We start from the raw sequence: 24143 nt of genomic DNA on the forward strand, positions 1-24143 counted from the left end.
TTGGTTTTTTTTAATTCATTAACATGACTGTTTTTACTATTTAAAGTTATTTTTTTTACTGCCGCTATAAAGAATACCATGACTCTAATAGAGATTGTTTATGAAAATTACAATATCAATGATTGTCTCTATTTATATGTTGACAGTGAGCCCACTTGCACTTGGGGTTACTCGATTCGGTGAAACATTATGTCGTTCTCCGGATTATTTTTGTATGAAAGTTAAAAATGGAGAGACTTGGGAAAAACTTTTTCCTAACCCAGAAGAACGAGACATGGTACGACGAATAAATCGAATGAATGTAGCATTACGTTCTGGAATGATGATCGCAGTACCTAAAAATATAGAACGTCTTACTATATATGATGTCTCCCCATTTCCAAGATATATCGAATCAGCAGGAGAAAAAACCATTTATGTAAGTCAAAAAAAATTAGCCTGGGCTGCATACGATCAAGATGGAGAGCTGCTATGGTGGGGTCCCGTCTCTTCTGGAATTGGGAAATGTAATGTGGTAGGAGGATGCAATACCCCCTCAGGTTCATTTCGTATTGTACGAAAACAAGATATTGATTGTATCTCCACAGTATTTCCTCGGAGATCTGATGGAAATGACGGAGGCGCGCTTATGCCCTATTGCATGCATTTCTATATGGGTTATGCATTACATGGGAGTTATGAGGTGCCCGGTTATCGAGCCAGTCATGGCTGCATCAGAATGTTTATTGAAGATGCTCGCTGGCTTAACGAGGAATTTATTGATTTACCTGGAGATGGTATAAAAGGTACACGAGTTATTATCGATTCTCCGGATAATCCTAGCCATTCATAGACAATATATGCACAAACTGTTAATATTTTAATTGGTGAAATTAACGGATTTATGTGATAACGTTGCCTGTTGACTTTATAATTTAAAAACTGCATGACATGAGAGATACGTTATAGAAATCAAAGTATTGATTCTAAATCTCAGCTTTTTCCAAATTTTTATTTCACCAAGTTAAGGTAGAATTTTAGACCGATAATGCTGGTAAAAAAGTACGACACTGTAAGGGACTACATACGAAATTATTGTCGAAACGTCAGGATGACTGCAATCAGATAAATATTATTTCATTTATCTGATAAAAAAATTATTGAAAGTCCATTTCGTAGATGAACCTGGAGAATGATAAAGTATGGCACACTACAATACACGGTCCGACGCAGCAAGTTTTGGAATACAATCAATTATGCCTTGGATGGTATGGGGCTTGGGTTGCTTATTTTATTTTTATGAATGCCTTCTGCAGGTGTCTCCGAGTGTCATGAGCAATGAGCTCATGAGGGATTTCTCCGTAACAAGCCAAACGCTAGGGATTTTATCCGGAGTTTATTTTTATTCCTATGCAGCCATGCAATTACCTGGTGGCGTCCTCATGGACTATTTTGGCCCCCATAGATTATTAACATTGGCAACAGTTGTTTGTGCTGTAAGTACGATTGCTTTTGGAATGACGAATAACTTTTTCATGGCTTGCCTTGCCCGTTTGATGATTGGATTTGGCTCAGCATTTGCTGCCGTGGGGACTATGAAATTAGCTGCAAATTGGTTTCCCGCCCAACGTTTTGCTTTACTTACTGGGCTGATGGTTACGCTGGGAATGCTCGGAGCAATAGGTGGAGAAGCGCCTTTAGCTCTATTAATTGAAAAATTTGGTTGGCGTCATAGTATGCTTATAATGGGCAGCATTGGTCTTGTTCTAGCTGTTTTACTCATTGTCATAGCTAAAGATACACCCAAAAAACATGAATCACATCATCATTCCATTGATGAGGAACCTCTAATACCGAGTTTATTGACACTTGTAAAAAATAAACAACTTTGGCTAGTAGCTTTCTATGGCGGATTAATGTATATGGCAACTCCTGTTTTTTGTGGTCTCTGGGGTGTACCTTTTTTGATGAACAAAATGATGATCACGAAAACAACTGCAGCAAATTATATTTCACTAGTATTTATTGGATGGGCGATCGCAAGTCCCTTGTGGGGGATATTCTCAAATCGTATTGGTTTACGTAAACCGCCGATGTACATAGGGTGTATTGGGGCACTTCTCTGCTCATTATCATTTATATTTCTCCCTATAAATCATGCTATTTACATGGAAATCCTTCTATTTTTATTTGGTATTTTTTCTGCCGGGTTTTTACCTGCCTTTACTGTAGCAAAGGAGTTATGTAATAAAAAATATGTGGCAACCGGTTTAAGTTTTATGAATATGATGAACATGATAGGGATTGCGATAGCACAACCGCTTATTGGGTATATTCTCGATAAATTATGGACCGGTGAGATGAATGGAAATGTTAGGGTTTATCCATTGGAAGCGTACCACACTGGACTTGCTATTCTACCTTTAGGAATGCTCATTGCATTAATTATTTTGCCAAAAATTAAAGAAACATATTGCCAAAGTGCGCATTAATGAAATAATACAAAAATTTTCTGGTATAGTGTAATCTGGGTATGCAACACGTATCTTAAATGTCCAATTACGATTTGCGCTATGACTTAAGTTCCAACAATTTATTTAAGTAGATTTAATATGGCTAAAAAATTATACATCAAGACCAATGGCTGCCAAATGAATGAATATGATTCAACGAAAATGGCAGAAGTTTTGTTGCAATCACATGGTTTGATCAAAACAGATGTCGTTGAGGAAGCAGATGTTATATTACTCAACACATGTTCGATTCGCGAAAAAGCACAAGAAAAGGTCTTTTCCCAGTTAGGGCAATGGCGTGAATATAAGGCGAAAAATCCTCATGTAGTAATTGGTGTTGGGGGTTGTGTGGCAAGCCAAGAAGGTGAAGACATCATTAAAAGAGCGCCTTTTGTCGATATCGTTTTTGGTCCACAAACCTTACACCGTCTTCCAACCTTACTTAATGAGCGAATTGAAAAGAAAAAACCTGTTGTGGATATAAGTTTTCCAGAAATCGAGAAATTTGATCATCTACCCGCACCAAGAGCTGAAGGACCAACAGCATTTGTTTCTATCATGGAGGGTTGTAGCAAATATTGTAGTTTCTGTGTAGTGCCTTATACCCGTGGTACAGAAATTAGCCGCCCTTTTGATGATGTACTTGCTGAATGTTACCAATTGGCATTGCAAGGTGTCCGGGAAATTAATTTATTGGGACAAAACGTGAATGATTATCGGGGCGTAATGGAAAATGGCGATATAGCAGACTTAGCCCTATTAATTCATTATCTCGCAGCAATAGAGGGTATAGGAAGAGTTCGATTTACTACGTCTCACCCCTTGGCATTTTCAGATAATTTAATTAATGCCTATGCGGAAGTACCTGAGCTGGCAAACCATTTACATCTACCCGTACAAAGTGGTTCCGATCGCATTTTAGGATTAATGAAGCGAGGATATACTGCTCTGGAATTTAAATCCAAAATTAGAAAATTACGTAAAGTAAGACCAGATATTCGCTTGTCGACGGATATTATTGTCGGATTCCCGGGAGAAACAGACAAAGATTTCCAGGATACAATGGACTTAGTACATGAAATAGGTTTTGATACATCCTTTAGCTTTATTTACAGTCCCCGACCCGGTACTCCAGCAGCCAATTTGCCAGATGACACACCAATGGAAGTAAAAAAACAACGATTGCAGATACTGCAAAACAGGCTATTACTACAGGCTTCCCGCTACAGTCAATCGATGGTTGGAAGTACACAGAGAATACTTGTGACCGGTCACTCGAAAAAAGATTCGCAGCAGCTATCCGGTCGTACTGAATGCAATAGAGTAATTAATTTCGATGGACCTGCACATCAAATCGGACAATTCGTAGATGTACTCATCAGCGATGCATTACCCAACTCATTAAGAGGCCGCCTAGTTACTGTTGAGACCGAAACAATTTGATGATAGAACAGATACATAAAAAAATAACCGTACCACGCGAGTACCATAATCAACGTATAGATAGCGTGCTCGCCCATTTACTCCCTGAATATTCACGCTCACAAATTAGCAATTGGATTAAAAGCGGTACTATATTACTCAATCGAAAAACTTGTAAGCCAAAAGACAAGGCCTTAGATGGCGATTTGATTGAGATAGATGTTGATCTTACTGTGGTGGATAATGACTTTAATCAATGTGCCCCTGAAGAAATCCCTTTAGATATTGTTTTTGAAGATAAAGACATCCTAGTCATTAATAAATCAGCCAACATGGTAGTTCATCCTGGAGCAGGCAATAGAGAACACACACTGGTCAATGCTTTATTACATCATACACCTACTTTGCATCATTTACCCAGAGCAGGGATTATTCATCGTCTCGACAAAGACACAACAGGGTTATTAGTTGTAGCAAAAAACTTACGGGCACATACTTTTTTAACCCGGAAAATGCAGGCTCGCCAAATTCACCGTCATTATGTTACTTTAGTTCAGGGGCACATCATTTCAGGTGGCATTATTGATACAGGTTTTGGACGTCATCCACGAAACCGGTTAAAAATGACCGTCCTGGAGGTAGGAAGACAAGCAATCACCTATTACTCTGTAAAAAAACAATATCAAGATTTTACTTTATTGGATGTTCAATTAATGACTGGAAGAACGCATCAAATTAGAGTTCATCTAGCATACATTAATCATCCTGTATTTGGAGATCCGCTTTATGGTGGGCGTATGAGATTTCCAGCTCATGCTAACGAGCAATTACGTATTCTAATTCAAAATTTTAAAAGACAAGCATTGCATGCATGCACGCTCACTTTAGAACATCCCCAAACAAAGAAGGAGTTGACATTTAGGGCGCCCTTACCTGATGATTTCAACCTTCTTCTTAACACACTGGATGCGCATTATGAAGACCTTTCTAGCTAATTGGCCCGCGCCAAAAAATATTACAGCCCTAAGTACCTCTCGGCTATCAGGATTTAGCCAAGCGCCATATGATAGCAATAATATGGGTCTTGGTGTCGGAGACAATGAAGCGCACGTACTAAAAAATAGACAACAGCTTGTTGAGGTATTACAACTCCCCGGTGAGCCACAGTGGTTACACCAAACGCATAATACTTATTGCGTCATTGCTGAAGAAGACCCAAACAGAAATGCTGATGCCGCCATAACCCGTTCCCCGAATCATCCATTAGTGATTCTTACTGCTGACTGTTTGCCAATCATGCTGTGCAACGAGAAAGGTACAGAAGTAGCAGCAATACATGCTGGATGGAAAGGACTGGTTCGTGGTATCATTGAAAATACTCTTGACAAAATGGTGAGTCCGGAATCAGAGATTTTAGCCTGGATAGGTCCGTCAATTTGTCAAAAGTGCTATGAAGTCGGTGAAGAGGTATACCAAACATTTACCCATACATACCCCATGAGCAGACAGGCATTTCTACCTGTTCATGGAAAATGGCTGGCTAACTTACCTCTCATTGCTGAAATTATTCTGAACTCAAAAGGGATTAAAGGAGTTTATCAGTCTGAATTATGCACTTTTGAGTTAAAAAATGAGTTGTATTCCTATCGAAGAACATCACAAACAGGTAGAATAGCTACCTTAATCTGGTTTAATGATCAACCTCAGGACTAAATAAGATGATAAAACATATCAAATTCATTCTAAGTACCCTGCTACTCATATCTGCCTCATTATCATATGCGGCTGATGAAGCAGCACCTACACCCATGCCCAGTTTGGCTCCTGCATTAAAAAACATTATGCCTGCAATAGTCAATGTTGCGGTACAAGGTTATTTGCCACCCAATGGGAAAAAATCCGGCAAGCCTGGTGATGAAGAAGCCCAGAACAACAGACAGCCGCAACAAATAGCTCCAGAAAAAGGACGTAAATTTGAAAGCATTGGTTCTGGCGTTATTGTCGATGCAAAAAATGGGATTATTATTACGAATGATCATGTCATTCGCAACGCCAGCCTTGTTACCATTACGTTACAGGATGGCCGACGTTTGAAAGCGAAGCTAATAGGTAGTGATAGCGAAACTGATTTGGCTATATTAAAAATTAATGCCACAAATTTAAAGTCATTACCTATAGGTGATTCTGATCAACTGCAAGTGGGTGATTTTGTGGTAGCGATTGGTAACCCTTTTGGATTAAATAGTTTTGGTAATAGCCAATCTGCTACATTTGGTATCATTAGCGCTTTAAAACGCAGTGATTTGAACATTGAAGGTGTAGAAAACTTTATTCAGACAGATGCTGCAATTAATCCGGGTAACTCTGGTGGTGCATTAGTCAATACAAAAGGCGAATTAATCGGTATTAATACAGCAATTCTTTCTCCTTATGGTGGCAATGTTGGAATCGGATTTGCAATCCCTATTAATATGGCAAAAGATGTTGCGCAACAAATTATCAAATTTGGATCAATACATCGCGGTTTAATGGGAATCTATGTGCAACATTTAACTCCAGAACTTGCCCATTCATTAGGCTATGCTGAAGATTTCCAAGGCGCATTGGTTTCCCAAGTGAATCCCAACTCCCCTGCTGAACGTGCGGGTTTGAAATCAGGTGATATCATAACCCAAATCAATAATACAAAAATTACACAGGCAACTCAGGTAAAAACCACTATAAGCCTATTACGTGTTGGCTCGAATGTTAAAATGGTGGTTCAACGCGATGGCAAAACGATCAACCTGGACGCAGTGGTCACCGACATTAAGTCACACGAGCAAAAACTTCAATCAGAAAATCCTTTCCTTTATGGCTTGGCATTGAGAAATTTTGAGCAAGAAACACCACCTCATGGAAATGTAATTGGTGTACAAGTAGTTGGTGCATCAGAAGCAAGTGCAGGATGGCGTGCCGGTTTAAGACCAGGTGATATTATTATCTCTGCAAATAAAGCTCCAGTTAAAGATGTTAAATCTTTACAGCAATTAGCGCTTCAGAAAAAGCAAGAATTATTAGTCCAAATTTTACGTGGACCTGGTGCAATGTATTTATTAATTATCTAATTCGAGTCAGTCACTACACTTATTCAAGTTTTTGGCCTAGGTGTAGCGAAGCAAACATACCTGAGTTTTACTGAGGGTCTTGCTTCGCTGTATTCTAGGCTTTATTTTTTGTATCACTAAGCATTGTTGAATATCTACGAGGGTATTCAAAATGTGTTTTAAAAAGAAAAAGTTTAAAAAAATATGACAAGTACTTGACATATTTTCATTAAAAAGACAAAATCACGCATCTTTTGGCTATGTAGCTCAGCCGGTTAGAGCGCGGCACTCATAATGCTGAGGTCGGTGGTTCGAGTCCACCCATAGCCACCATAACTTCCATAATATATGATAATAATTCAAAGAAAAAATTTGAATTTAGTTTCAATGTTTCATATAAATAAATAAGCCTCAAATTTTTCACTCTCATTGAGGAGGCTGTCATGAACCAGATCGAATCATTACATTTTAAAATTTTGGATGAAACTGATCTTATCCTCCTATATCAATGGTTTGAAGAACCTACTATTAATCAATGGTATGCGAAAGGTAGATCTTGGTCGTTTGAAAATATAAAGAAAAAGTACCTACCCCGAATTTTAGGTAAAGAAAAAATTCCAAGCTTTATTATTTACATTGAAGATATTCCTCTGGGATATATCCCATATTATTCATTGAGCGATTATTTTCCTGAAGGAATAATGCACAGTAATCATTTTCTATTCCATTTGTATCGACCCGATGAATTGGTAGGCATTGATTTGTTCATAGCATTCAAGGACAAACGCGGTAAAGGATTGGGTGTACACATATTAAATAATTTTCTGCGAAAATTACCCAGTAACATTCATGCCGTTATTTTGGATCCGGAAAGTCATAATCAGCCAGCAATCTGCTGCTATGAAAAGGCAGGATTCAAATGTACTGATTATAGTGAAGATGAAACCCATGTCCTCTTAATTAAAACCTTACAATGACCGGCTTAGCAAATGTTTGCACCAATGCAAAACCTCGATCAAGATATTTTAAATAAAGCCAAACAGATACTTGAGTATCATTTCGAGGCCAATATTGAAATCAGCTCAGTTTACTTTTTAAGTGAAGCAGAGCGACGTAATCTTATCGCAAGGCTATTTATAGAAAGCAAAACCAAGGGTATTCCAAAAAGCATCATTCTGAAACAATCCTTACGAGAACAATCCGATGAAGATGACCGCGAAGCTTTTTCACGTTTTGCCCGTGATTGGGCAGGTCTTGAGTTTGCAAATCAAATTCATCAAAGCATACATAATGTGCCTCGTTTTTATGGGGGGAACAAACAGTGTCGGTTTATTCTTATAGAAGATTTGGGAGCCCATCATGTAAGTTTAGTAGACTCTTTAACCCTTCCTTATCAAGAAAAAGCAATTCAGGCTTTCACTCGCTTTATGAAATCATTAGGCAGTTTCCATGCAGCAAGTTATGGTAAAACTGAAATGTATGGAGCCTTATTAAAGAAAATTCATGAACCTTGGGAGGAATTGAACGATGATTTTGAAACTCTTAGACCTAAATTAATTGAAAAGCTGCATCTTATAGGTCATCTCTTGAACATTCCTCTCACTGAGGAATGCATTCAGGAAGTAAATGAACTCTTTGATTCATTAATAAAACCGGGAGAATTTACAGTTCTTACGCATGGTGATATTTGCCCAGATAATGTTTTCGATCATGAGAAATCGCAGGATTTGCAGCTGATTGATTTTGAATGGGCAAATATACGCAATGCTTTATTAGATGGTACTTATCTCAGAATGTGTATGCCTACTTGTTGGTGTGCGAAAGCGATTCCTGAAGATATCATAGTTCATCTCGAAACCATTTACAGGAAAGAACTCAAAAAATCTATCCCAGCTGCCGCAGATGATTTAGCCTATTCCAAAGCCTATACTGAAGCCTGCGGCTTTTGGATATTGCAACAAACACTCCCCTTCCTGGAATCTACTTTAGAAAAAGATAGAGTCGGCCCTTCGGGCCCGGTACCCGAAAATTCATTATGGAATACAGGTGAAAATTGGGTGAGACCTAGGGTCCTGTCTCGGTTACAAGCCTTTATTCACATTGGCTACTCAAATAATCTATTACCTCACTTGAGACTCATGGCAGAAAATATTCTTCTTCAAATTAAAAAGATTTGGGGAGATGTAAATCACCTGGAGTTTTATCCGGCTTTTTTCACATCCAATAAAACATTTTATATCCGATCTTTTGAGTTCGGGGATGAGACAGAAATTTATCAATTATTTTATGATACGGTACATTTTATTAATTGCAACGATTATACAAAAGAACAACTTGATGCATGGGCACCTGCAAAACCCAATTTGGCAGAATGGCGTGAATCATTATCAAGAAACTATTCTTTTGTCGCCATTGATAAAAAAAGTGGAAAAATCATCGGATTTTCCGACCTGGATAAAAAAGGTTATTTAAATCGAGGTTATGTTCACAAAGATTTTCAAAGAAAAGGAGTAGGCATTGCCTTATTAGAAGTGCGGGAACAAATTGCCATTTCATTAGGGATTCATCAACTTTTTTCAGATGTCAGCATTACAGCGAAATCTTTCTATGAGCATTGTGGGTATATTATAGAAGAGAAGCAAATTAAAGAATTAAATGGCCTTTCATTGATAAACTATCGAATGAAAAAAAACTTAACCTACTCGAAATAGATTGCAATACCTAATTATACATTTTAAAGAGTACTTAGAAGTCTCAATCTTCAAATACCTCCATCCTTATCCCATCTCTTTTGATCCCTATATAAATACTCATAAAATCTAATATTTTTTTCCGAATTGTCTATAATTTAGACTAATAGTCATATAAAAGACCTCATGTAGATTGTTTTTCTGAGAAAATTGCTTCTTTTAACGAATACCAAATAGGAGATATGTGAACTTTCATTATGTTAAAAAGTTAATTTAAAGGACTATTCCATTCGCAATTTTTAATGGAATGAGATTTTGTTTTGTAGTGAGAAAAGAATTATGGCACATCCGAATATTTCACAAGCAAAAACAATAAAAATTATAAATAATTATTTAAAATATCATAATCTGCCATTTAAATGGAATGAAACAGGAATATGTAATGGTTTAGCTGCGGTTCATGCTCAGTATGTACTTCAAGGTAAAGAGGATATTTTTTTAAAAATGCTACAGAAGATTTCTTCGATGAGCGAGGGAGACTTCAAAGCATCCATGAACCATGACTCTCCCGATGAAGATTTAGATCACTTTATAAGCCAAGTAGTTTTAGCTTATGATCCAGGTCTTTTTGATAAAAAAATTTCTCAAAGAGATTCTTTTAAAGCCTTAAATATTGATAGCAAACCTCTTGATTCCGATTTTATACTTCCATTGATAACTTCAGAGGAAAACTGGGCAAGCATTCTGAAGGATATGGACTTACAAAAAGGAGAGGTTTTAAAAATTAATTCCCCAAATCATTCAATATCTATTCATCGGTTAAATGGAGAATATATCGCTTTTGATCCTAATTACCAAGAAGGTATCAAACGTTTTCGCACTGAAGAAGAATTAATGACTGAACTACGAACCAATGTTTTCCGTTTCCAGGATAAAAATATGGCTTTAACCTTTACTCGAATAACTCGTTCAGGATTCCAACATAGTTCTTCTTTCGAACAGCCTAAACCTGAGGATTATGCTAGAAAATACCTAGATGTAAATGCTATTGCTTCTTACTCAGAGAAAACAATAAATAACGCTACTTTCATAGCAGCTTATGGAAATGAGGCTTTAATGCAACTTTATTTTAAAAAAGATAAAGATTTGACAGCTTCAGTGCTTATGGAATTAGGATACGAAGCCATTCGCGACAATAATAATTCTGAAACTTTAGGATCTATTATCACTCAACTAAATTCTTGTTCCGAAACTACCATACAGGAGAGAAAAGATAAAAAAACAGCTTTTCGCAATCTTATTTTACTTTCAATACTAAATGGTCGCCAGGAACTGTTTAATAAACTAATAGAAAATGATTTTGGATTAAATGTTTTCCAACATATAGATGATAGTATTTTAATGGAATTGGCCTCTCGGGGAGGAGATAAAGAACTTTTAATTCAAATTCTTGCGAAAATTAAATCAAGTCCTTGCCAAGGCTCTATTGAAGAATCAGAAGATGAACTCACTTCAGAGATTGAAGACACAGAAGAATTCGATGAGGAGACAGAAGAAACAGAAGAATACGACCAAAAGACAGAAGATGTGGAAGAATTGCATTTGGACGAGGAAGACGTACAAGTGGGAAGTCTTGCCGATTTTTTAGGAGATGATTACATACAAACAATCGAGGAAGACGTACAAGTAGGAAGTCTTGCCGATTTTTTAGGAGAGGATTACATACAAACAGCTGAGGAAGACGTACAAGTAGGAAGTCTTGCCGATTTTTTAGGAGATGATTACATACAAACAGCTGAGCCTGAACCGTCTCCACTGGCTAAAATAATTCTGCAGAAAAATAAAAAAGGAGAGGATGCGATTATGTTAGCGATAAAAGGACAATCTCCGGATTGCCTTAGAGTCCTTTTCAAACAATTAAAAGAAGAAGGATATAATCTTAGTGAAGAAAAATTACAAGATTACCTCGAACTAGCGATCTGTACTAATAATGTGCACATGGTGGATGAAATCTTTCACAAAAAGAATTCAGAAGAAATTAAATCCCTGGTAGATGGGATTTCTCTTTCTTCTGAACAAGTTCAGAAGATGAACATTCATTTACTCAAAACTCTAGAGCGCAACGGGATGGTTTTTGATAATAACAGTCAAAACATTATGACCGAAAAAGCAAATCAAAAAATGAGTCACATTGAAATATTAGGAGTAAAATTAGTTAAATTTGTCGAGTATATAAAAAGTGTATTTACATTTACCTGTTCACCCAAGGAGGAGGATGTTGCGAATTTAGGATATCCTCATAAGATTAAAAATGCACCCTGTGACAATCTCACCTCAAAATTTAATTCTTTTAAACAAAAACATCAAGAACACACAACGGAACAGGAGTCAAAAAAGGAAGCCGAATTAGATAATACCTCGCCAATAATTCAAGCCAATTAATTTTTGGGGCTTAGTAGAGCCTCAATTAGAAAAAGATATCATCTATTGGATTCATATAGGAGCCTATATCAGTTTACAAAAATAAATCGACCTGTTAACTTAAATTTTTATTTTGGTCATATATATATGGCCTTTCTTTGATATGTATCTAAATAAACATCCCAATACTTTTAATTTGCTTTGGATGAAGGAGCTATAAAAACTATGGAGCGGTTAAAATCCTATTTCCTTAAAGAGACCACCTTAAGAACCGAAATCATTGCTGGGGTTACTACATTTTTGACCATGGTATATATCGCTTTCATTAATCCAAGCATTCTCCACGATGCAGGTATGGATCAGGGTGCTGTTTTTACTGCTACTTGCATTATCACTGCGTTTGCATGTCTTTTTGCGGGCATATTTGCAAATACTCCTATAGGCATCGCACCTGGAATGGCTTTAAATATTTTCTTTTCTTATACCGTAGTTCAAGGCATGGGAATAACTTGGCAACAGGCTTTAGCGATTGTTTTTCTTTCAGGAGTCCTATTCTTTTTCATGTCTCTCACGAGTTTAAGACGTTTACTCATTGAAGCAATTCCACATAATTTACAAATTGCCATCTTAATAGGAATTAGTTTGCTCATTGCATTAATTACCCTACAAAATAACCAGATTATTATTGCAGGACAACATAATTTAATGCATCTTGGAGACATTAAACGTCCCGAATTGGGTTTATTTTTCCTGGGATTTTTAATGATTCTTACTTTGGATTTTTATCAAATTCCAGGTGCAATCATTATTGGAATTCTGAGTATCACACTCATAAGTCTTATGTTTGGTTTATCTACCTGGCAAGGTTTAATTGCCTGGCCCCCTTCCCTGCTGCCAACTTTTTTAAAGCTTGATTTTTCAGGTTTAAATACTGTGCTTGCCATCAAGGCTACTTTTACCTTTTTTTTAATAGCCGTATTCGATGCAACAGGTACTTTAATCGGTTTATTAAATCCATCGATATTTCGACAAGAAAAAAATTATGCCAAACGTCTTAGCAATTGTTTAACAGCTGATGCAGCAGCCTCAGCTGTTGCCGGACTATTGGGTTCAGCCAGTACCTCGCCCTACATTGAGTCTGCTGCGGGAATTGAAGCGGGCGGGCGCAGTGGAATAACCGCAATAGTGATAGCAATTGGATTTATCCTCATGCTATTTTTTTCTCCTTTAGCCCGTATGATTCCAAATTTTGCAGTTGGTCCTGCACTTTTATACGTTGCCTGCTGTATGATGAAACATCTTACCGACATGAAGTTACAAGACATCAGTGAAACAGCCCCTTGTATGATGACAATCATGATGATTCCATTTACAGCATCTATCGCAGATGGGATTGGTGGAGGAATTATTCTTTACACCCTATTAAAATTATTAACGCGCCAAAAAATTAATTTTTTATTATCCGTCCTGAGCATTGTTTTTGTAGTATTCTTCCTCGTCAGTTGAAGATTACAATTGATTCAAGCACTTCTCATGAGGATTCGTTATGTCCATCAAATGTTCTGTATTTATCGCTACCTCTTTGGATGGATTTATATCACGCGAGGATGGCTCCATTGATTGGCTCACGAGAATCAATTCCCTTGTACCCGCAGGTGAAGATGGAGGATACAAAGCATTTATTGCAACAGTGGATGGTTTAATCATGGGAAGAAATTCTTTTGAACAGGTAGTTACTTTTAAAGAATGGCCTTATGGAGCACTTCCCGTAATTGTCCTGAGTAATCAGCCTGTAAACATCCCAAAAAAATTAGAGAAATATGTTTCTTCCTCTTCTGAGCCACCATCAGTTCTAATCCATCGTTTGGCACGAAAAGGTATGAAGCATCTTTATATAGACGGAGGAATTACCATTCAAAAATTCCTTGCAGAAAATCTCATTAATGAACTCACCATTACCATCATTCCTTTATTACTTGGTTCTGGTCGCCCTCTTTTTGGTAATCAAATCCATGATAAAGAACTTGAACTAGTAGATACAAAAACTTTAAGTTGCGGTATCGTGCAGTTAAAATACCAAGTTTTGAATTTATAAACTCCAATCGTCGAGAATAATTAATAGAATATTGCCTTTGTGTTTAAAAATTGTTTTACTTGAAATGGAGATAGCGGACAAATGGTATTCACCATAACATTCAGTAGGAGTCATCATGACAAAATTCTTCGATAGTAAAACAAAAACATTATTTATCACGCAAGGTAGAACAGCGGCAGCAGATTTATCCGACAATCCCCTAATACAATTGCCTGAGCAGGGAGACATGCCTCCATCGCCTCAACTTCGTAGACAACTTGCACAATCAGGAAGTCATTGTTATAGACATTACATCAGCACAACAGGTGAAGAGTTAGAGGGAAATTTTGATTTAAAGGATCACTCAAATTCTGATCTTCAAGAAGTTGGTGATACCATTTATTGTCCTTAAATAACAATGAATGAGCAAGTTTTTTAAAGTAAATAAGCGTAGCATATCTTATTTTTTCTGATGATTTATCGAGTATTAAAAATAGAAAAATATATATACACTAAGCAAACCATCTGTATATAATGCGTTAAGATGATATTTTAAATGAACAATTATGTAGAATTATCATCTGTAGAAAAAATGAATCACTTCAATTCTTTACTGAATAAGGATGAGAAATATGCATAGACACAACCATGGACATCAGCAAAGCACTCATGATCACACTCACCCCTCAACGACACCGGCACATACTCAAACTACTGTAGTTGTGAGGCATCCCGTAGTAGCGACCAACCCATATTCATTTCATTACCATGGCCATCAACAGCCGTACTTTATACCCCAGCAACATACCAATCATGTACCTTACCATTCAAATCATCATGATCACGATGAGCATGGACATCACCATACCCATAAACCTTAATCAAATTACCCGGATTAATTTCCGGGTGATAACTAAATAGCCAATAATTTAATAATAATCATTAAATCTTAAAAGATACGCTAAATAAAGGCAGTGAATAAAATGCCTGCAGTCTGTGTAGACATAATGGTTATTTGGTAAATACAATCAATAGAAATAAACGAGCTATATTCTTAGCATTTAAATCAATCTTAATGCAGAATTACGAAAATGCTTGAAAATACCTTTAGTTACTCACGAAAAAAGGCTATTGTATGTCTATAAATTTAGTTATTATGTTTATTACTTAAGGTTTTGCTATTTTTCAATGCGCTCAATAGTATTTATAATTTTAACATTTATTTGTTCTGCATTAATTCATGCAAACGAAATTAATATTTCCACAACAACTAAAAATGGAAATACTATTTTTTATTTGCAAGCGGGCGCATTTAATTTAGAAAAGGATGCAAAACAACGCCAACAAGAGTTAGCCCCTCTCGTCACCGAACCTGTAGCAATAAAAAATTTGTCGGATAAAAAGTTGTATCTCGTTCAAATTGGCCCTATTCGTGATTATCTTACTGCTCGTGAGTTACAAAATAAGCTCACCCTAAAAATTCTGGATTTGAAAAAAGCCAAACAACTTGTCAATCCACCTACTACGGTAGTAGAAAAGACTACAATTGAGGTTTCAAGTGAACCAGCATCCATTCCACCGCCAGAAGCTAAATTATGGAATTTAAGAAATGCGGACATCAGAGCGGTTATTGCCGAGGTATCGCGCGTTACGGGTAAAAATTTTGTTATTGACCCTCGGGTTCAGGGAAAAATATCCATCGTGTCCTCAACACCAATGAGCAATAAAGAACTCTATCAAGTGTTTCTCTCTGTCTTGCAGGTTTCAGGCTATGCTGCGATACCCAGTGGGGCCATTATTAAAATAATTCCAAATATAGATGCTAAAACGCAGTCACCTGATTTGCTGAATGAATTAAAACATCCACCACAGGGTGATGATTTGATGGTAGCCGTCATACCCGTTCATTATGTTCCTTCGGAGCAGCTCGTTCCTGTTTTGCGGCCATTAATGCCACAATGGAGCAGCATTTCAGCGTACTCTCCCTCAAACATGCTCATCTTATCAGGGAGAGCAAACAACATTCGTAGTCTTTCGGATATCATCAAACAAGTGGATAACTCTTCCGCAAATGGTATCGATATTGTTCCTTTAAAACATTCATTAGCCATGGATGTTGCGGCTACTTTAAAAGATTTAGTTAAAATTCAACCCAGCGTAGGTGGAATACGGGCACAATTGACAGTAGCAGCCGATGATCGCTCAAACTCCCTATTAGTCAGTGGTTCCAAAATAGACAGAATACGTCTTAGAATGCTTATTTTAAAGCTGGATAAAGAAAGCTCTGAAGGATTAAACACCAATACTCAAGTGGTCTATCTTCATTATCTTCGTGCGGAAGATTTAGTACCCATTCTTGCAGGTATTGCGCAAGCGAACTTTAGCGGAAATGTTGGAACTACAATTGGAACAGTAACGCAACCTGTTTTAGACAGTACAAACCCTGCATCCAGTCTGGCAAATAACTCCAATGGGCAAAGCGCAACCAGCTCGACCTTCAGTTCGTCAGGAGGAGGAACTGGTGCTCCATTAACATCATCGGGTGCTACTGCAAATACAACTACGGCAACAACGCAAAATGAAGGCACCACAAAACCGTCCGTACAAATCATTGCGGAGCCCAATACCAATTCTATTATTTTAAACGCGCCAGCATCCGTCATACGCATTCTAAAAAGAGTAGTTGCCCAACTGGATATTAGACCGGCGCAATTGCTTATCGAAGCACTTGTTGCTGAAATCAACCAAGCAGATATTAATGATTTAGGTATCGAGTGGGGAAGTGATCAATTAACGGGTAGGCCACAAGATTTTAGACCAGGGTTTGCTATAATAAATAGTGAAACCAGGGTTAACGATTTACAAGCACAAATATATGCTTTAGCCAGAGAGAACAAAGCAAATATTTTATCAACTCCTTCCGTTGTAGTTCTTGATAATCGTCAAGCTAAAATATTAGTCGGTAAGCAGGTTTCGATTGCATCCACCACACAACCTGCTAATGCTGGAGGCACAACAAACAATGGCGTACCATTTACCACCTTTGATAGGGTCAACGTGGCCTTACATCTCTATGTTAGACCACAAATTACCCGTGGGAATGGAATTCAGATGCAAATCGATCAAGGAAATGACACGCTGGATCCACCAGTGGTTGCCCCCAATACCACAACACCTACATTTAGAATCAGCAGCATCGTGACTTCGGTTCATGTTGAAAGTGGAGATGTAGTCGTTTTAGGAGGCTTGACTCAAGACAGTCTAAATAACGACAATAACCGTTTACCTATATTGGGAGACATTCCCGGTTTAGGACGTATATTTAAACGTAATGTCAATTCACGTGAAAAAAGGGTACTCATGGTTTTTATTAAACCCATTATTTTACGTAATGAACGGGACAATATGGCAATAACCAGTGAGAAATACAATAATGTACGTCAATATGAATTGGATTGGTTAAAGTCTCAGGATGCATTTGTACAAAGCAATAATTCCACTGTATTGCCTGCTTTGAAACGGGCAGATTTGCCAAAGCCGTTTCACAGCCCTTTATTAGTAACAAAATAAGCTATGGAAAATGAAGATAAATCACTAAAAATCCCATACAGTTTCGCAAAGCATCATGGGATAGTTGTAGCCAATGAAATGAGTGATAATCATGCTTTGGTTTATTATTTGCCGAATACTTCACTACAATCCCTTGCAGAAATCAAACGATTATTGCAATGTGAATTTACGTTAAAACAAGTCGATGAATCAGCGTTTCAACAGCACCTAGCCCATGTATATCAATCCAAATCATCTATATTAGAAGCCGCTGGAGGAATGGAAGAAGATATGGATATTTCACTGTTGGCAAGCCAATTGCCCGTCAGTGAAGATTTACTTGAAAACCAGGATGATGCACCCATAATACGTTTATTAAATGCATTATTCACTCAAGCTATCAAACAAAAAGCCTCCGATATTCATATTGAAACTTACGAAGATCGCGTCCTCGTACGTAATCGAATCGATGGTGTGCTGCATGAAGTTCTGGAAATCCAACGTGCCATTGCACCCTTGGTCATTTCGAGGGTTAAAGTAATGGCTCGATTAGATATTGCGGAAAAGAGGATACCCCAGGACGGTCGTATTTCCCTCCGGATTGGTGGACATAACATTGACGTGCGGGTTTCGACTCTCCCCTCCAATCACGGGGAACGCGTCGTTTTAAGGATTTTAGACAAACAAGCAGCCCAACTGGATTTAAATCTTTTAGGAATGCCGGAACCCACAGTAAAAGCCATGAGAAAAATGATAGCTGAACCTCATGGAATCATTTTAGTAACTGGTCCTACGGGTTCTGGAAAAACTACCTCTCTTTATGCCATGTTAACGGAATTAAACCAAGTGACCCGCAACATTCTCACTATAGAAGATCCAATCGAATATGATCTTGAGGGTATAGGGCAAACACAGGTCAATACTAAAGTACAAATGACTTTTGCTAAAGGCTTAAGAGCAATTCTCAGGCAAGATCCGGACGTAGTCATGATAGGAGAAATTCGGGATTTGGAAACTGCAGAAATTGCAGTTCAAGCAAGTCTTACAGGTCACCTGGTTTTATCCACGCTACATACAAACAGTGCGCTAGGTGCCCTAACTCGTTTACGCGATATGGGCGTGGAGTCATTTCTCTTATCATCAAGTATCGTAGGACTGATAGCACAACGATTGGTCAGAAGATTATGTCCTAAATGCAAAACGCCCCATCAATTAAGGGACGATGAAAAAGAATTAATGGATATTGGACCCGATACGGATATTTCAAAAGTTTATGAACCAAAAGGTTGCGATTTCTGTAATAACCTAGGTTATAAGGGAAGAACCGGCATTTATGAATTAATTCCAATTGATGAAGAGTTAAGGGGAATGATCCACCGCCAGGAAAATCTGCAAACAATGGAAAACTATTTACGCCCCTCTACACCCAGTATTCGTGATGATGGATTTAAACGAGTTCTCGCTGGAGATACCTCACTGGCGGAAATTCTTCGCGTCACCACCCAAGTCTAATTTTTTCAATTAGAGTTTTAATGATATCAAGAGCCACCCTGGTTAGACTTGTTCTAAATCCTTGAACAATCATATTTTAAAAAAATTTTGTAACTCTTCAGCTACTCCCCATTTAAATTTAAAAAAAGCTTGAAAATTATATGGATATGATCAAATGCTGGGATAAAAGACGCCCTAATGAAACTGAGCGCGATCTACGGGTGCTGAACAATTCGCTCGCAATACGACAAGAAAACAAAGGATGGAATATCCTTGACTCTATTCAGACTATTTTTTCTGGGAAATATTCCCACGCCTGTATAAAGGGTTACTAAAATAAGATACTTATAAAATCAAGGAATTAAAGTGAAAGGATCGAAATACATTTTTCTATTATTCTGTATCTGTTCAATATTTGGAACTGCATCAGCCACAAACAAAGCACTCGATTCGGTACTTCGCATTATTGCCCCTGATAAATCGCTTATTCTGACTAAATCTGAATTACTGTCTCATCCAGCACTTGCTCAAGTAACTATTAATAACGACCGAGCGTACCCAAACAAAACAATGCATCATAATGTTATCCCCTTATGTAAGTTACTTGCTCCCTTCAATATTAGCAAACTAGACTTCATTGAATTGATAGCTAAGGATAATTTTCATGTGTATGTACCTTCAGCTAAAATAATGAATTGCAGTAAAAACGCTTCCATCGCAATGCTGGCTATAGAGCCTGTATCAAAGTGGCCAATAATTGATAATCATACAGGAACCAATGCTGGTCCTTATGAAGTTATTTGGCTTCATCCGGACCGATCCTATATATCAAATGAATATTGGGCATGGAGTATTGTTACAATAAAAATAACTCGAAAGCTTGATTATAAAAAAGTTCTTGCCCCACCACGAATAACGAATCCTTCCCTTATTAATGGCTACCAATTGTATATTAGTCATTGTGAAGGCTGCCATACGATTAATCACATCGGAAAAAGCAATATCGGCCCCGATCTGAATTGTCCTAAAAATCCGTTGGATTATTATCCCAAGATAACGCTATTGAAAAAATTTATACGCGATCCAAAATCAGTTCGTTCTCTTCCTCAAGGACGGATGAGTGGCTCAGATATAGAATCCTTATCCGATATTGATCTGGATGATTTAATTAAATTTTTTGCCTATATGAATACAAAAAAACGATGTTAATCCACACGTCCCCTCAGGTCATTTATCAAAAGCCTGTCATTCTGTATCTAAATGATGGATGAGCTGGGAAGTTACAAAATTTCTCTATATTTATTACATACTTCTTTACAAAAGTTTCTTACACTAAATAAATAGGGGGAAAATTTCAATTCATCAAAGGGCAAATAAAACAGTAGAAATAATTAAGGACTATGGAATACTTATTCAGCTTATTTGATTTGGAGAAAAAAATGGAAGAGAAGGACATACAAGTGAAATGTGGTGCATGCGGTGTTATCTTTGATAGAACTAATGCTCAGGAAGTCGAAGTATCTCGCATAAAAACATCAGACGAAGAAGAAATAATCGAGAAAGTGTACCTTTGTCCTTATTGTGCCAAACATCAATCCTAAGAATTTAATATGCAAAACCTTGAATCCTTTTTTTATTAATTGACTACATAAATTTAAAAATTGAAAATTCAGTTAAAATTTAAAATAACAAGAAGAGGCGGTTAGAAACAAAATAATGGAATAGAAAATCTTGTGAAAGTACTTTAGATAATTTCTTCTGAACCAAAAAATATTAAAAAAAATTTATTAATGAATTGAGAAAACTATTTTTTATTCTTTATTAATTTCTTTAAATCCTCTAATTGATCTGCTTCCTCCGGAGGTTTATCCCAACGAATGCGGTTAATTCTAGGAAACCGTAATGCGACGCCCGACTTATGGCGATTTGAAGTATTCACGGCATCAAATGCAATTTCCAACACAAGCTCCTTTTGCACTTCCCGGACAGGACCGAAATGATTTAATGTATGATAACGAATCCATTTATCCAACTGGTATAGCTCTTCATCAGTAAAACCAAAATAAGCTTTTCCTATCGGCAACAACTGATTTTGACTCCATAAACCAAAAGTATAATCTGAGTAATAGGAGGAACGTTTGCCATGTCCTCTTTGTGCATACATTAATATGGCATCAATTAGATGTGGATCCTTTTTCCATTTATACCAGCACCCTTTTGGTCTTCCCGCCAAATATAAGCTACTGTTTTTTTTGAGCATGATGCCTTCAACATTTGAAGGGTTTTCCTGCAAAACTTCTTCCCTTAATTGAGGTAAAGTCTGATCTTTTTTCAAAGAAAGCAGAGGTGAAATTAAGAAATTATCTGGTGCAGAAGTTGAAAACCATTTTTCTAATTGTTCTCGCCGATGGACAAAAGAATAGGATCGCAAATCGAGGTGATCTAAAAAAAGAATATCATATGCAATCAAACCAGCAGTTTGCGTCTCAAGAAGTTTTTTAGGCAATATTTTTCTATTTAGTCTTTGTTGTAAATCATTAAAACTTCCTAATCCGCTTGAATTTTTTATGACTAGCTCTCCATCTAGAACAATATTACCTTGTATTTGTGAGAGAATTTCCGGAAAAGAATGGCTAATATTTTCACCCGTACGAGTAAACAAAGCCTTTTCGTTGTTAAACACTGCAAGCTGCACTCTAATTCCATCATATTTTTTTTCAACCGCAAATTCTTCCAGGTTTATGGATAAAAGATCATTTTCATTCAATGGATGAGAGAGCATCACAGGACGAAAATAGATTGAACTGGTTTCAGGTTTCGTATTCTTTTTTTCTAACCAGGAAAATAAGGCTTCATAAGGAGGTGATTGAGAATGCCACACATCTTCCACCTCTTGTACATCAACTTTTCCATAATGGGCTAAGGTATTTTTCAAAAAACGTGTTGAAATCCCAATACGCATTTCTCCCGTAATAAGTTTTAAAATTGACCATCGCTCATTAGGATTACTCGAGTCTAATAAATGAACCAAATAAGGATATAGTTCTTGTTCATCAAGTGTTTCAAATTTCCTTATTACTTCAGAAAGCAGTGGTAAATCACCATGATTCATCTCTACGGGCCAAATTAATGAAATTGTTTCTGATAAATCACCAACATAATCATAAGATAAATAAAATAGTGTAGAATCAATTTTTTCATGAATTAATTTTTTTATAAAAGATCTCTTAAATTGAGGAAATTTGATGCTATTAGCCATAATCGCTAATGCATATCCTCGTTCAGGATCAGGGGTAACTGAGAAAAAATGTTCAATTAAAGTTCTTTTATCTAAACTGCCATAAGTAAAATAGAGTTGATTGAGTAACAGCGCAAATTTTTTCATCCTTAATCCTCTAACTCTTGATACCCTAAAAAATGTAAAGGTCTGGCATGAAATCCTTTTTGTGCCGCGTAATAAAGAAGCGCTTGTTCTTGACCGTGGGTAATCCATATCTCTCTCGGATTAATTTCTTGTATTGTACTAATGAGCTCATTCCAATCTGCATGATCTGAAATAACAAGTGGCAACTCAATTCTTTTTTGTTTTGCTCGTGCTCTAATTTGCATCCAGCCAGAGGCCATTCCAACTATTTTATCTCCAAAGCGTCTACTCCAGCGATCATGAATGCTATTGGGTGGACATAATACAATTTTTCCGGATGCCGTGGACTCATTTAAGGTATCGGCCATTAGAATGTTGCCTAGCGGATACTCTTTCAAGAAATAAAAATCACATGTTTTTTTTAATGCCCCATGAATATATACAGGTTCCAAATACCCAAGCTGCCTTAATTCCATAATCAATCGTTGACATTTTCCTAAAGCATAGACCCCAATTAAATGGCATTTATTTGGAAATAACTTTAGTGAGTCTAAAAGTTTCTTTATCTCTGATTGAATCGAAGGATGTTTGAATATAGGAAGACCAAAAGTTGCCTCGGTAATAAAGACATCGCAAGGCATTACAAAAAATTTGTCACAGGTTGGATCAAAACTCCTTTTATAATCTCCAGAAAATATAATTCTTGTGCCATCATATTCAATAACAATTTGAGCACTACCAAGGATGTGTCCGGCGGGTAACAAATACAATATCACTTTACCGAAATTAATTTTTTCGAAGTAAGCTAAAGATTGAAATGTAGAAAGTTTCTCTCCGAACCGAATTTGCATCAAAGAAATAGTATCCTTGTGACCTGTTACAAATTGATGTCCCGAAACAGCATGATCTGAATGGGCGTGCGTTATAACTGCATGATGTACTGCAGCTACAGGATCCACATAAAAATTTCCTGGAATGAAATATAGTCCCTCTTTTTGCAATGCAAACCAATTTATTGGATCTTCCATGTTATATACTTTCTCTCAAGGTTTGTATTTATTATAGAGTATTAAAATGCACAGATTTTAATGTATTTAGTAAGGGAAGGAATTAAAAAAATTCTTTGGATGGATATAGGAGAATAAAAATTCATTTAAAAATGTGTCAATAAGAGATCACGAATTTAGATTGTATTACTACAATTTTGTAGGTTGGGCCGATGGCCCAACACATACTCATATACGTACTTATCAGTTAACCTGAAGTAACTCAGATTATATGGTCAAGACAATCAGCCAATTAGTACAAGTTAGCTTCACACATTACTGCGCTTCCACACCTTGCCTATCAACGTCGTAGTCTTCAACGGGCTTCAAGGGAAAACTCATCTTGAGGGAGGCTTCCCGCTTAGATGCTTTCAGCGGTTATCCCGTCCGAACTTAGCTACCCGGCCATGCCACTGGCGTGACAACCGGTGCACCAGAGGTTCGTCCACTCCGGTCCTCTCGTACTAGGAGCAGCTCCTCTCAATTTTCCTACGCCCACGGCAGATAG

Annotated in this window: 19 protein-coding genes, 1 tRNA gene and 1 rRNA gene; 18 read left to right on the forward strand and 3 right to left on the reverse strand. The window is 37.1% G+C overall.

The window, feature by feature from the left end; genetic code table 11:
• The first annotated feature begins 118 nt into the window (after positions 1–118).
• The 18 genes from BU07_RS0111570 (at position 119) to BU07_RS17445 (ending at position 20826) form a co-directional block, all read left to right on the forward strand.
• Positions 119–832, forward strand: a complete 714-nt coding sequence (locus BU07_RS0111570; protein WP_051635558.1) for a L,D-transpeptidase — start codon at positions 119–121, stop codon at positions 830–832.
• A 349-nt stretch (positions 833–1181) separates the two neighbouring features.
• A complete protein-coding gene (locus tag BU07_RS0111575) occupies positions 1182–2471 on the forward strand; it encodes an MFS transporter (protein WP_031566208.1) in 1290 nt (429 codons plus the stop codon).
• 120 nt (positions 2472–2591) lie between these two features.
• A complete protein-coding gene (miaB, locus tag BU07_RS0111580) occupies positions 2592–3935 on the forward strand; it encodes a tRNA (N6-isopentenyl adenosine(37)-C2)-methylthiotransferase MiaB (RefSeq protein ID WP_031566209.1) in 1344 nt (447 codons plus the stop codon).
• On the forward strand, positions 3935–4909 hold the full coding sequence (rluD, locus tag BU07_RS0111585; protein ID WP_031566211.1) for a 23S rRNA pseudouridine(1911/1915/1917) synthase RluD: 975 nt from the start codon (positions 3935–3937) through the stop codon (positions 4907–4909). The genes miaB and rluD overlap by 1 nt, the downstream gene beginning before the upstream one ends.
• Positions 4890–5627, forward strand: coding sequence for a peptidoglycan editing factor PgeF (pgeF, locus tag BU07_RS0111590; protein WP_031566213.1), 738 nt, complete (start codon positions 4890–4892; stop codon positions 5625–5627). The genes rluD and pgeF overlap by 20 nt, the downstream gene beginning before the upstream one ends.
• Before the next feature lie 5 nt (positions 5628–5632).
• Positions 5633–7021, forward strand: coding sequence for a Do family serine endopeptidase (locus BU07_RS0111595; RefSeq protein ID WP_031566215.1), 1389 nt, complete (start codon positions 5633–5635; stop codon positions 7019–7021).
• 235 nt (positions 7022–7256) lie between these two features.
• Positions 7257–7333: transfer RNA gene (locus tag BU07_RS0111600), tRNA-Met, on the forward strand.
• Between the two features lie 110 nt (positions 7334–7443).
• Complete coding sequence (locus BU07_RS0111605; protein WP_031566216.1) at positions 7444–7977, forward strand: GNAT family N-acetyltransferase; 534 nt, start codon at positions 7444–7446, stop codon at positions 7975–7977.
• A 12-nt stretch (positions 7978–7989) separates the two neighbouring features.
• Entirely contained in the window at positions 7990–9711 is a 1722-nt protein-coding gene (locus BU07_RS17275; RefSeq protein WP_242601912.1) for a GNAT family N-acetyltransferase, read from the forward strand.
• Positions 9712–10029: 318 nt separating this feature from the next.
• On the forward strand, positions 10030–12132 hold the full coding sequence (locus tag BU07_RS17020) for a hypothetical protein (protein ID WP_031566221.1): 2103 nt from the start codon (positions 10030–10032) through the stop codon (positions 12130–12132).
• A 204-nt stretch (positions 12133–12336) separates the two neighbouring features.
• Positions 12337–13617 carry an NCS2 family permease gene (locus BU07_RS0111625; protein WP_031566223.1) on the forward strand — a complete coding sequence of 427 codons (1281 nt, stop codon included), beginning with the start codon at positions 12337–12339 and terminating at the stop codon, positions 13615–13617.
• Between the two features lie 40 nt (positions 13618–13657).
• Positions 13658–14206 (forward strand): dihydrofolate reductase family protein, encoded by a 549-nt coding sequence (locus tag BU07_RS0111630; protein WP_031566224.1) that lies wholly within the window; start codon positions 13658–13660, stop codon positions 14204–14206.
• 115 nt (positions 14207–14321) lie between these two features.
• The gene (locus tag BU07_RS0111640) at positions 14322–14597 is read left to right on the forward strand and encodes a hypothetical protein (RefSeq protein WP_031566226.1); all 276 of its coding nucleotides are present in this window, start codon (positions 14322–14324) and stop codon (positions 14595–14597) included.
• A 220-nt stretch (positions 14598–14817) separates the two neighbouring features.
• Positions 14818–15066 (forward strand): hypothetical protein, encoded by a 249-nt coding sequence (locus tag BU07_RS17440; protein WP_115262281.1) that lies wholly within the window; start codon positions 14818–14820, stop codon positions 15064–15066.
• A gap of 307 nt (positions 15067–15373) precedes the next feature.
• Entirely contained in the window at positions 15374–17755 is a 2382-nt protein-coding gene (gene lspD / locus BU07_RS0111645) for a GspD family T2SS secretin variant LspD (protein ID WP_031566227.1), read from the forward strand.
• 3 nt (positions 17756–17758) lie between these two features.
• A complete protein-coding gene (gene lspE, locus BU07_RS0111650) occupies positions 17759–19246 on the forward strand; it encodes a GspE family T2SS ATPase variant LspE (RefSeq protein ID WP_031566230.1) in 1488 nt (495 codons plus the stop codon).
• Between the two features lie 345 nt (positions 19247–19591).
• Positions 19592–20434 carry a cytochrome c family protein gene (locus tag BU07_RS0111655; protein ID WP_031566232.1) on the forward strand — a complete coding sequence of 281 codons (843 nt, stop codon included), beginning with the start codon at positions 19592–19594 and terminating at the stop codon, positions 20432–20434.
• A 230-nt stretch (positions 20435–20664) separates the two neighbouring features.
• Positions 20665–20826 (forward strand): hypothetical protein, encoded by a 162-nt coding sequence (locus BU07_RS17445; protein ID WP_211249047.1) that lies wholly within the window; start codon positions 20665–20667, stop codon positions 20824–20826.
• Between the two features lie 203 nt (positions 20827–21029).
• On the opposite strand, the gene BU07_RS0111665 is transcribed toward BU07_RS17445, so the two are convergent.
• The 3 genes from BU07_RS0111665 to BU07_RS0111675 form a co-directional block, all read right to left on the reverse strand.
• Positions 21030–22610, reverse strand: a complete 1581-nt coding sequence (locus tag BU07_RS0111665; protein WP_031566234.1) for a cisplatin damage response ATP-dependent DNA ligase — start codon at positions 22608–22610, stop codon at positions 21030–21032.
• A gap of 2 nt (positions 22611–22612) precedes the next feature.
• On the reverse strand, positions 22613–23617 hold the full coding sequence (locus BU07_RS0111670) for a ligase-associated DNA damage response exonuclease (protein ID WP_031566236.1): 1005 nt from the start codon (positions 23615–23617) through the stop codon (positions 22613–22615).
• A 250-nt stretch (positions 23618–23867) separates the two neighbouring features.
• Positions 23868–24143 (reverse strand): 23S ribosomal RNA (locus BU07_RS0111675); the annotation flags it as partial.

The organism is Legionella wadsworthii DSM 21896 = ATCC 33877 (assembly GCF_000701265.1).
GTDB classification, from domain to species: Bacteria; Pseudomonadota; Gammaproteobacteria; order Legionellales; family Legionellaceae; genus Legionella; species Legionella wadsworthii.

Bases quoted from the DNA above. Each gene is read 5' to 3' on its own strand.
- BU07_RS0111570 (WP_051635558.1), top strand. From the start codon at position 119: ATGATTGTCTCTATTTATATGTTGACAGTGAGCCCACTTGCACTTGGG.
- BU07_RS0111575 (WP_031566208.1), top strand. From the start codon at position 1,182: ATGGCACACTACAATACACGGTCCGACGCAGCAAGTTTTGGAATACAA.
- miaB (WP_031566209.1), top strand. From the start codon at position 2,592: ATGGCTAAAAAATTATACATCAAGACCAATGGCTGCCAAATGAATGAA.
- rluD (WP_031566211.1), top strand. From the start codon at position 3,935: ATGATAGAACAGATACATAAAAAAATAACCGTACCACGCGAGTACCAT.
- pgeF (WP_031566213.1), top strand. From the start codon at position 4,890: ATGAAGACCTTTCTAGCTAATTGGCCCGCGCCAAAAAATATTACAGCC.
- BU07_RS0111595 (WP_031566215.1), top strand. From the start codon at position 5,633: ATGATAAAACATATCAAATTCATTCTAAGTACCCTGCTACTCATATCT.
- BU07_RS0111605 (WP_031566216.1), top strand. From the start codon at position 7,444: ATGAACCAGATCGAATCATTACATTTTAAAATTTTGGATGAAACTGAT.
- BU07_RS17275 (WP_242601912.1), top strand. From the start codon at position 7,990: ATGTTTGCACCAATGCAAAACCTCGATCAAGATATTTTAAATAAAGCC.
- BU07_RS17020 (WP_031566221.1), top strand. From the start codon at position 10,030: ATGGCACATCCGAATATTTCACAAGCAAAAACAATAAAAATTATAAAT.
- BU07_RS0111625 (WP_031566223.1), top strand. From the start codon at position 12,337: ATGGAGCGGTTAAAATCCTATTTCCTTAAAGAGACCACCTTAAGAACC.
- BU07_RS0111630 (WP_031566224.1), top strand. From the start codon at position 13,658: ATGTCCATCAAATGTTCTGTATTTATCGCTACCTCTTTGGATGGATTT.
- BU07_RS0111640 (WP_031566226.1), top strand. From the start codon at position 14,322: ATGACAAAATTCTTCGATAGTAAAACAAAAACATTATTTATCACGCAA.
- BU07_RS17440 (WP_115262281.1), top strand. From the start codon at position 14,818: ATGCATAGACACAACCATGGACATCAGCAAAGCACTCATGATCACACT.
- lspD (WP_031566227.1), top strand. From the start codon at position 15,374: ATGCGCTCAATAGTATTTATAATTTTAACATTTATTTGTTCTGCATTA.
- lspE (WP_031566230.1), top strand. From the start codon at position 17,759: ATGGAAAATGAAGATAAATCACTAAAAATCCCATACAGTTTCGCAAAG.
- BU07_RS17445 (WP_211249047.1), top strand. From the start codon at position 20,665: ATGGAAGAGAAGGACATACAAGTGAAATGTGGTGCATGCGGTGTTATC.
- BU07_RS0111665 (WP_031566234.1), bottom strand. From the start codon at position 22,610: ATGAAAAAATTTGCGCTGTTACTCAATCAACTCTATTTTACTTATGGC.
- BU07_RS0111670 (WP_031566236.1), bottom strand. From the start codon at position 23,617: ATGGAAGATCCAATAAATTGGTTTGCATTGCAAAAAGAGGGACTATAT.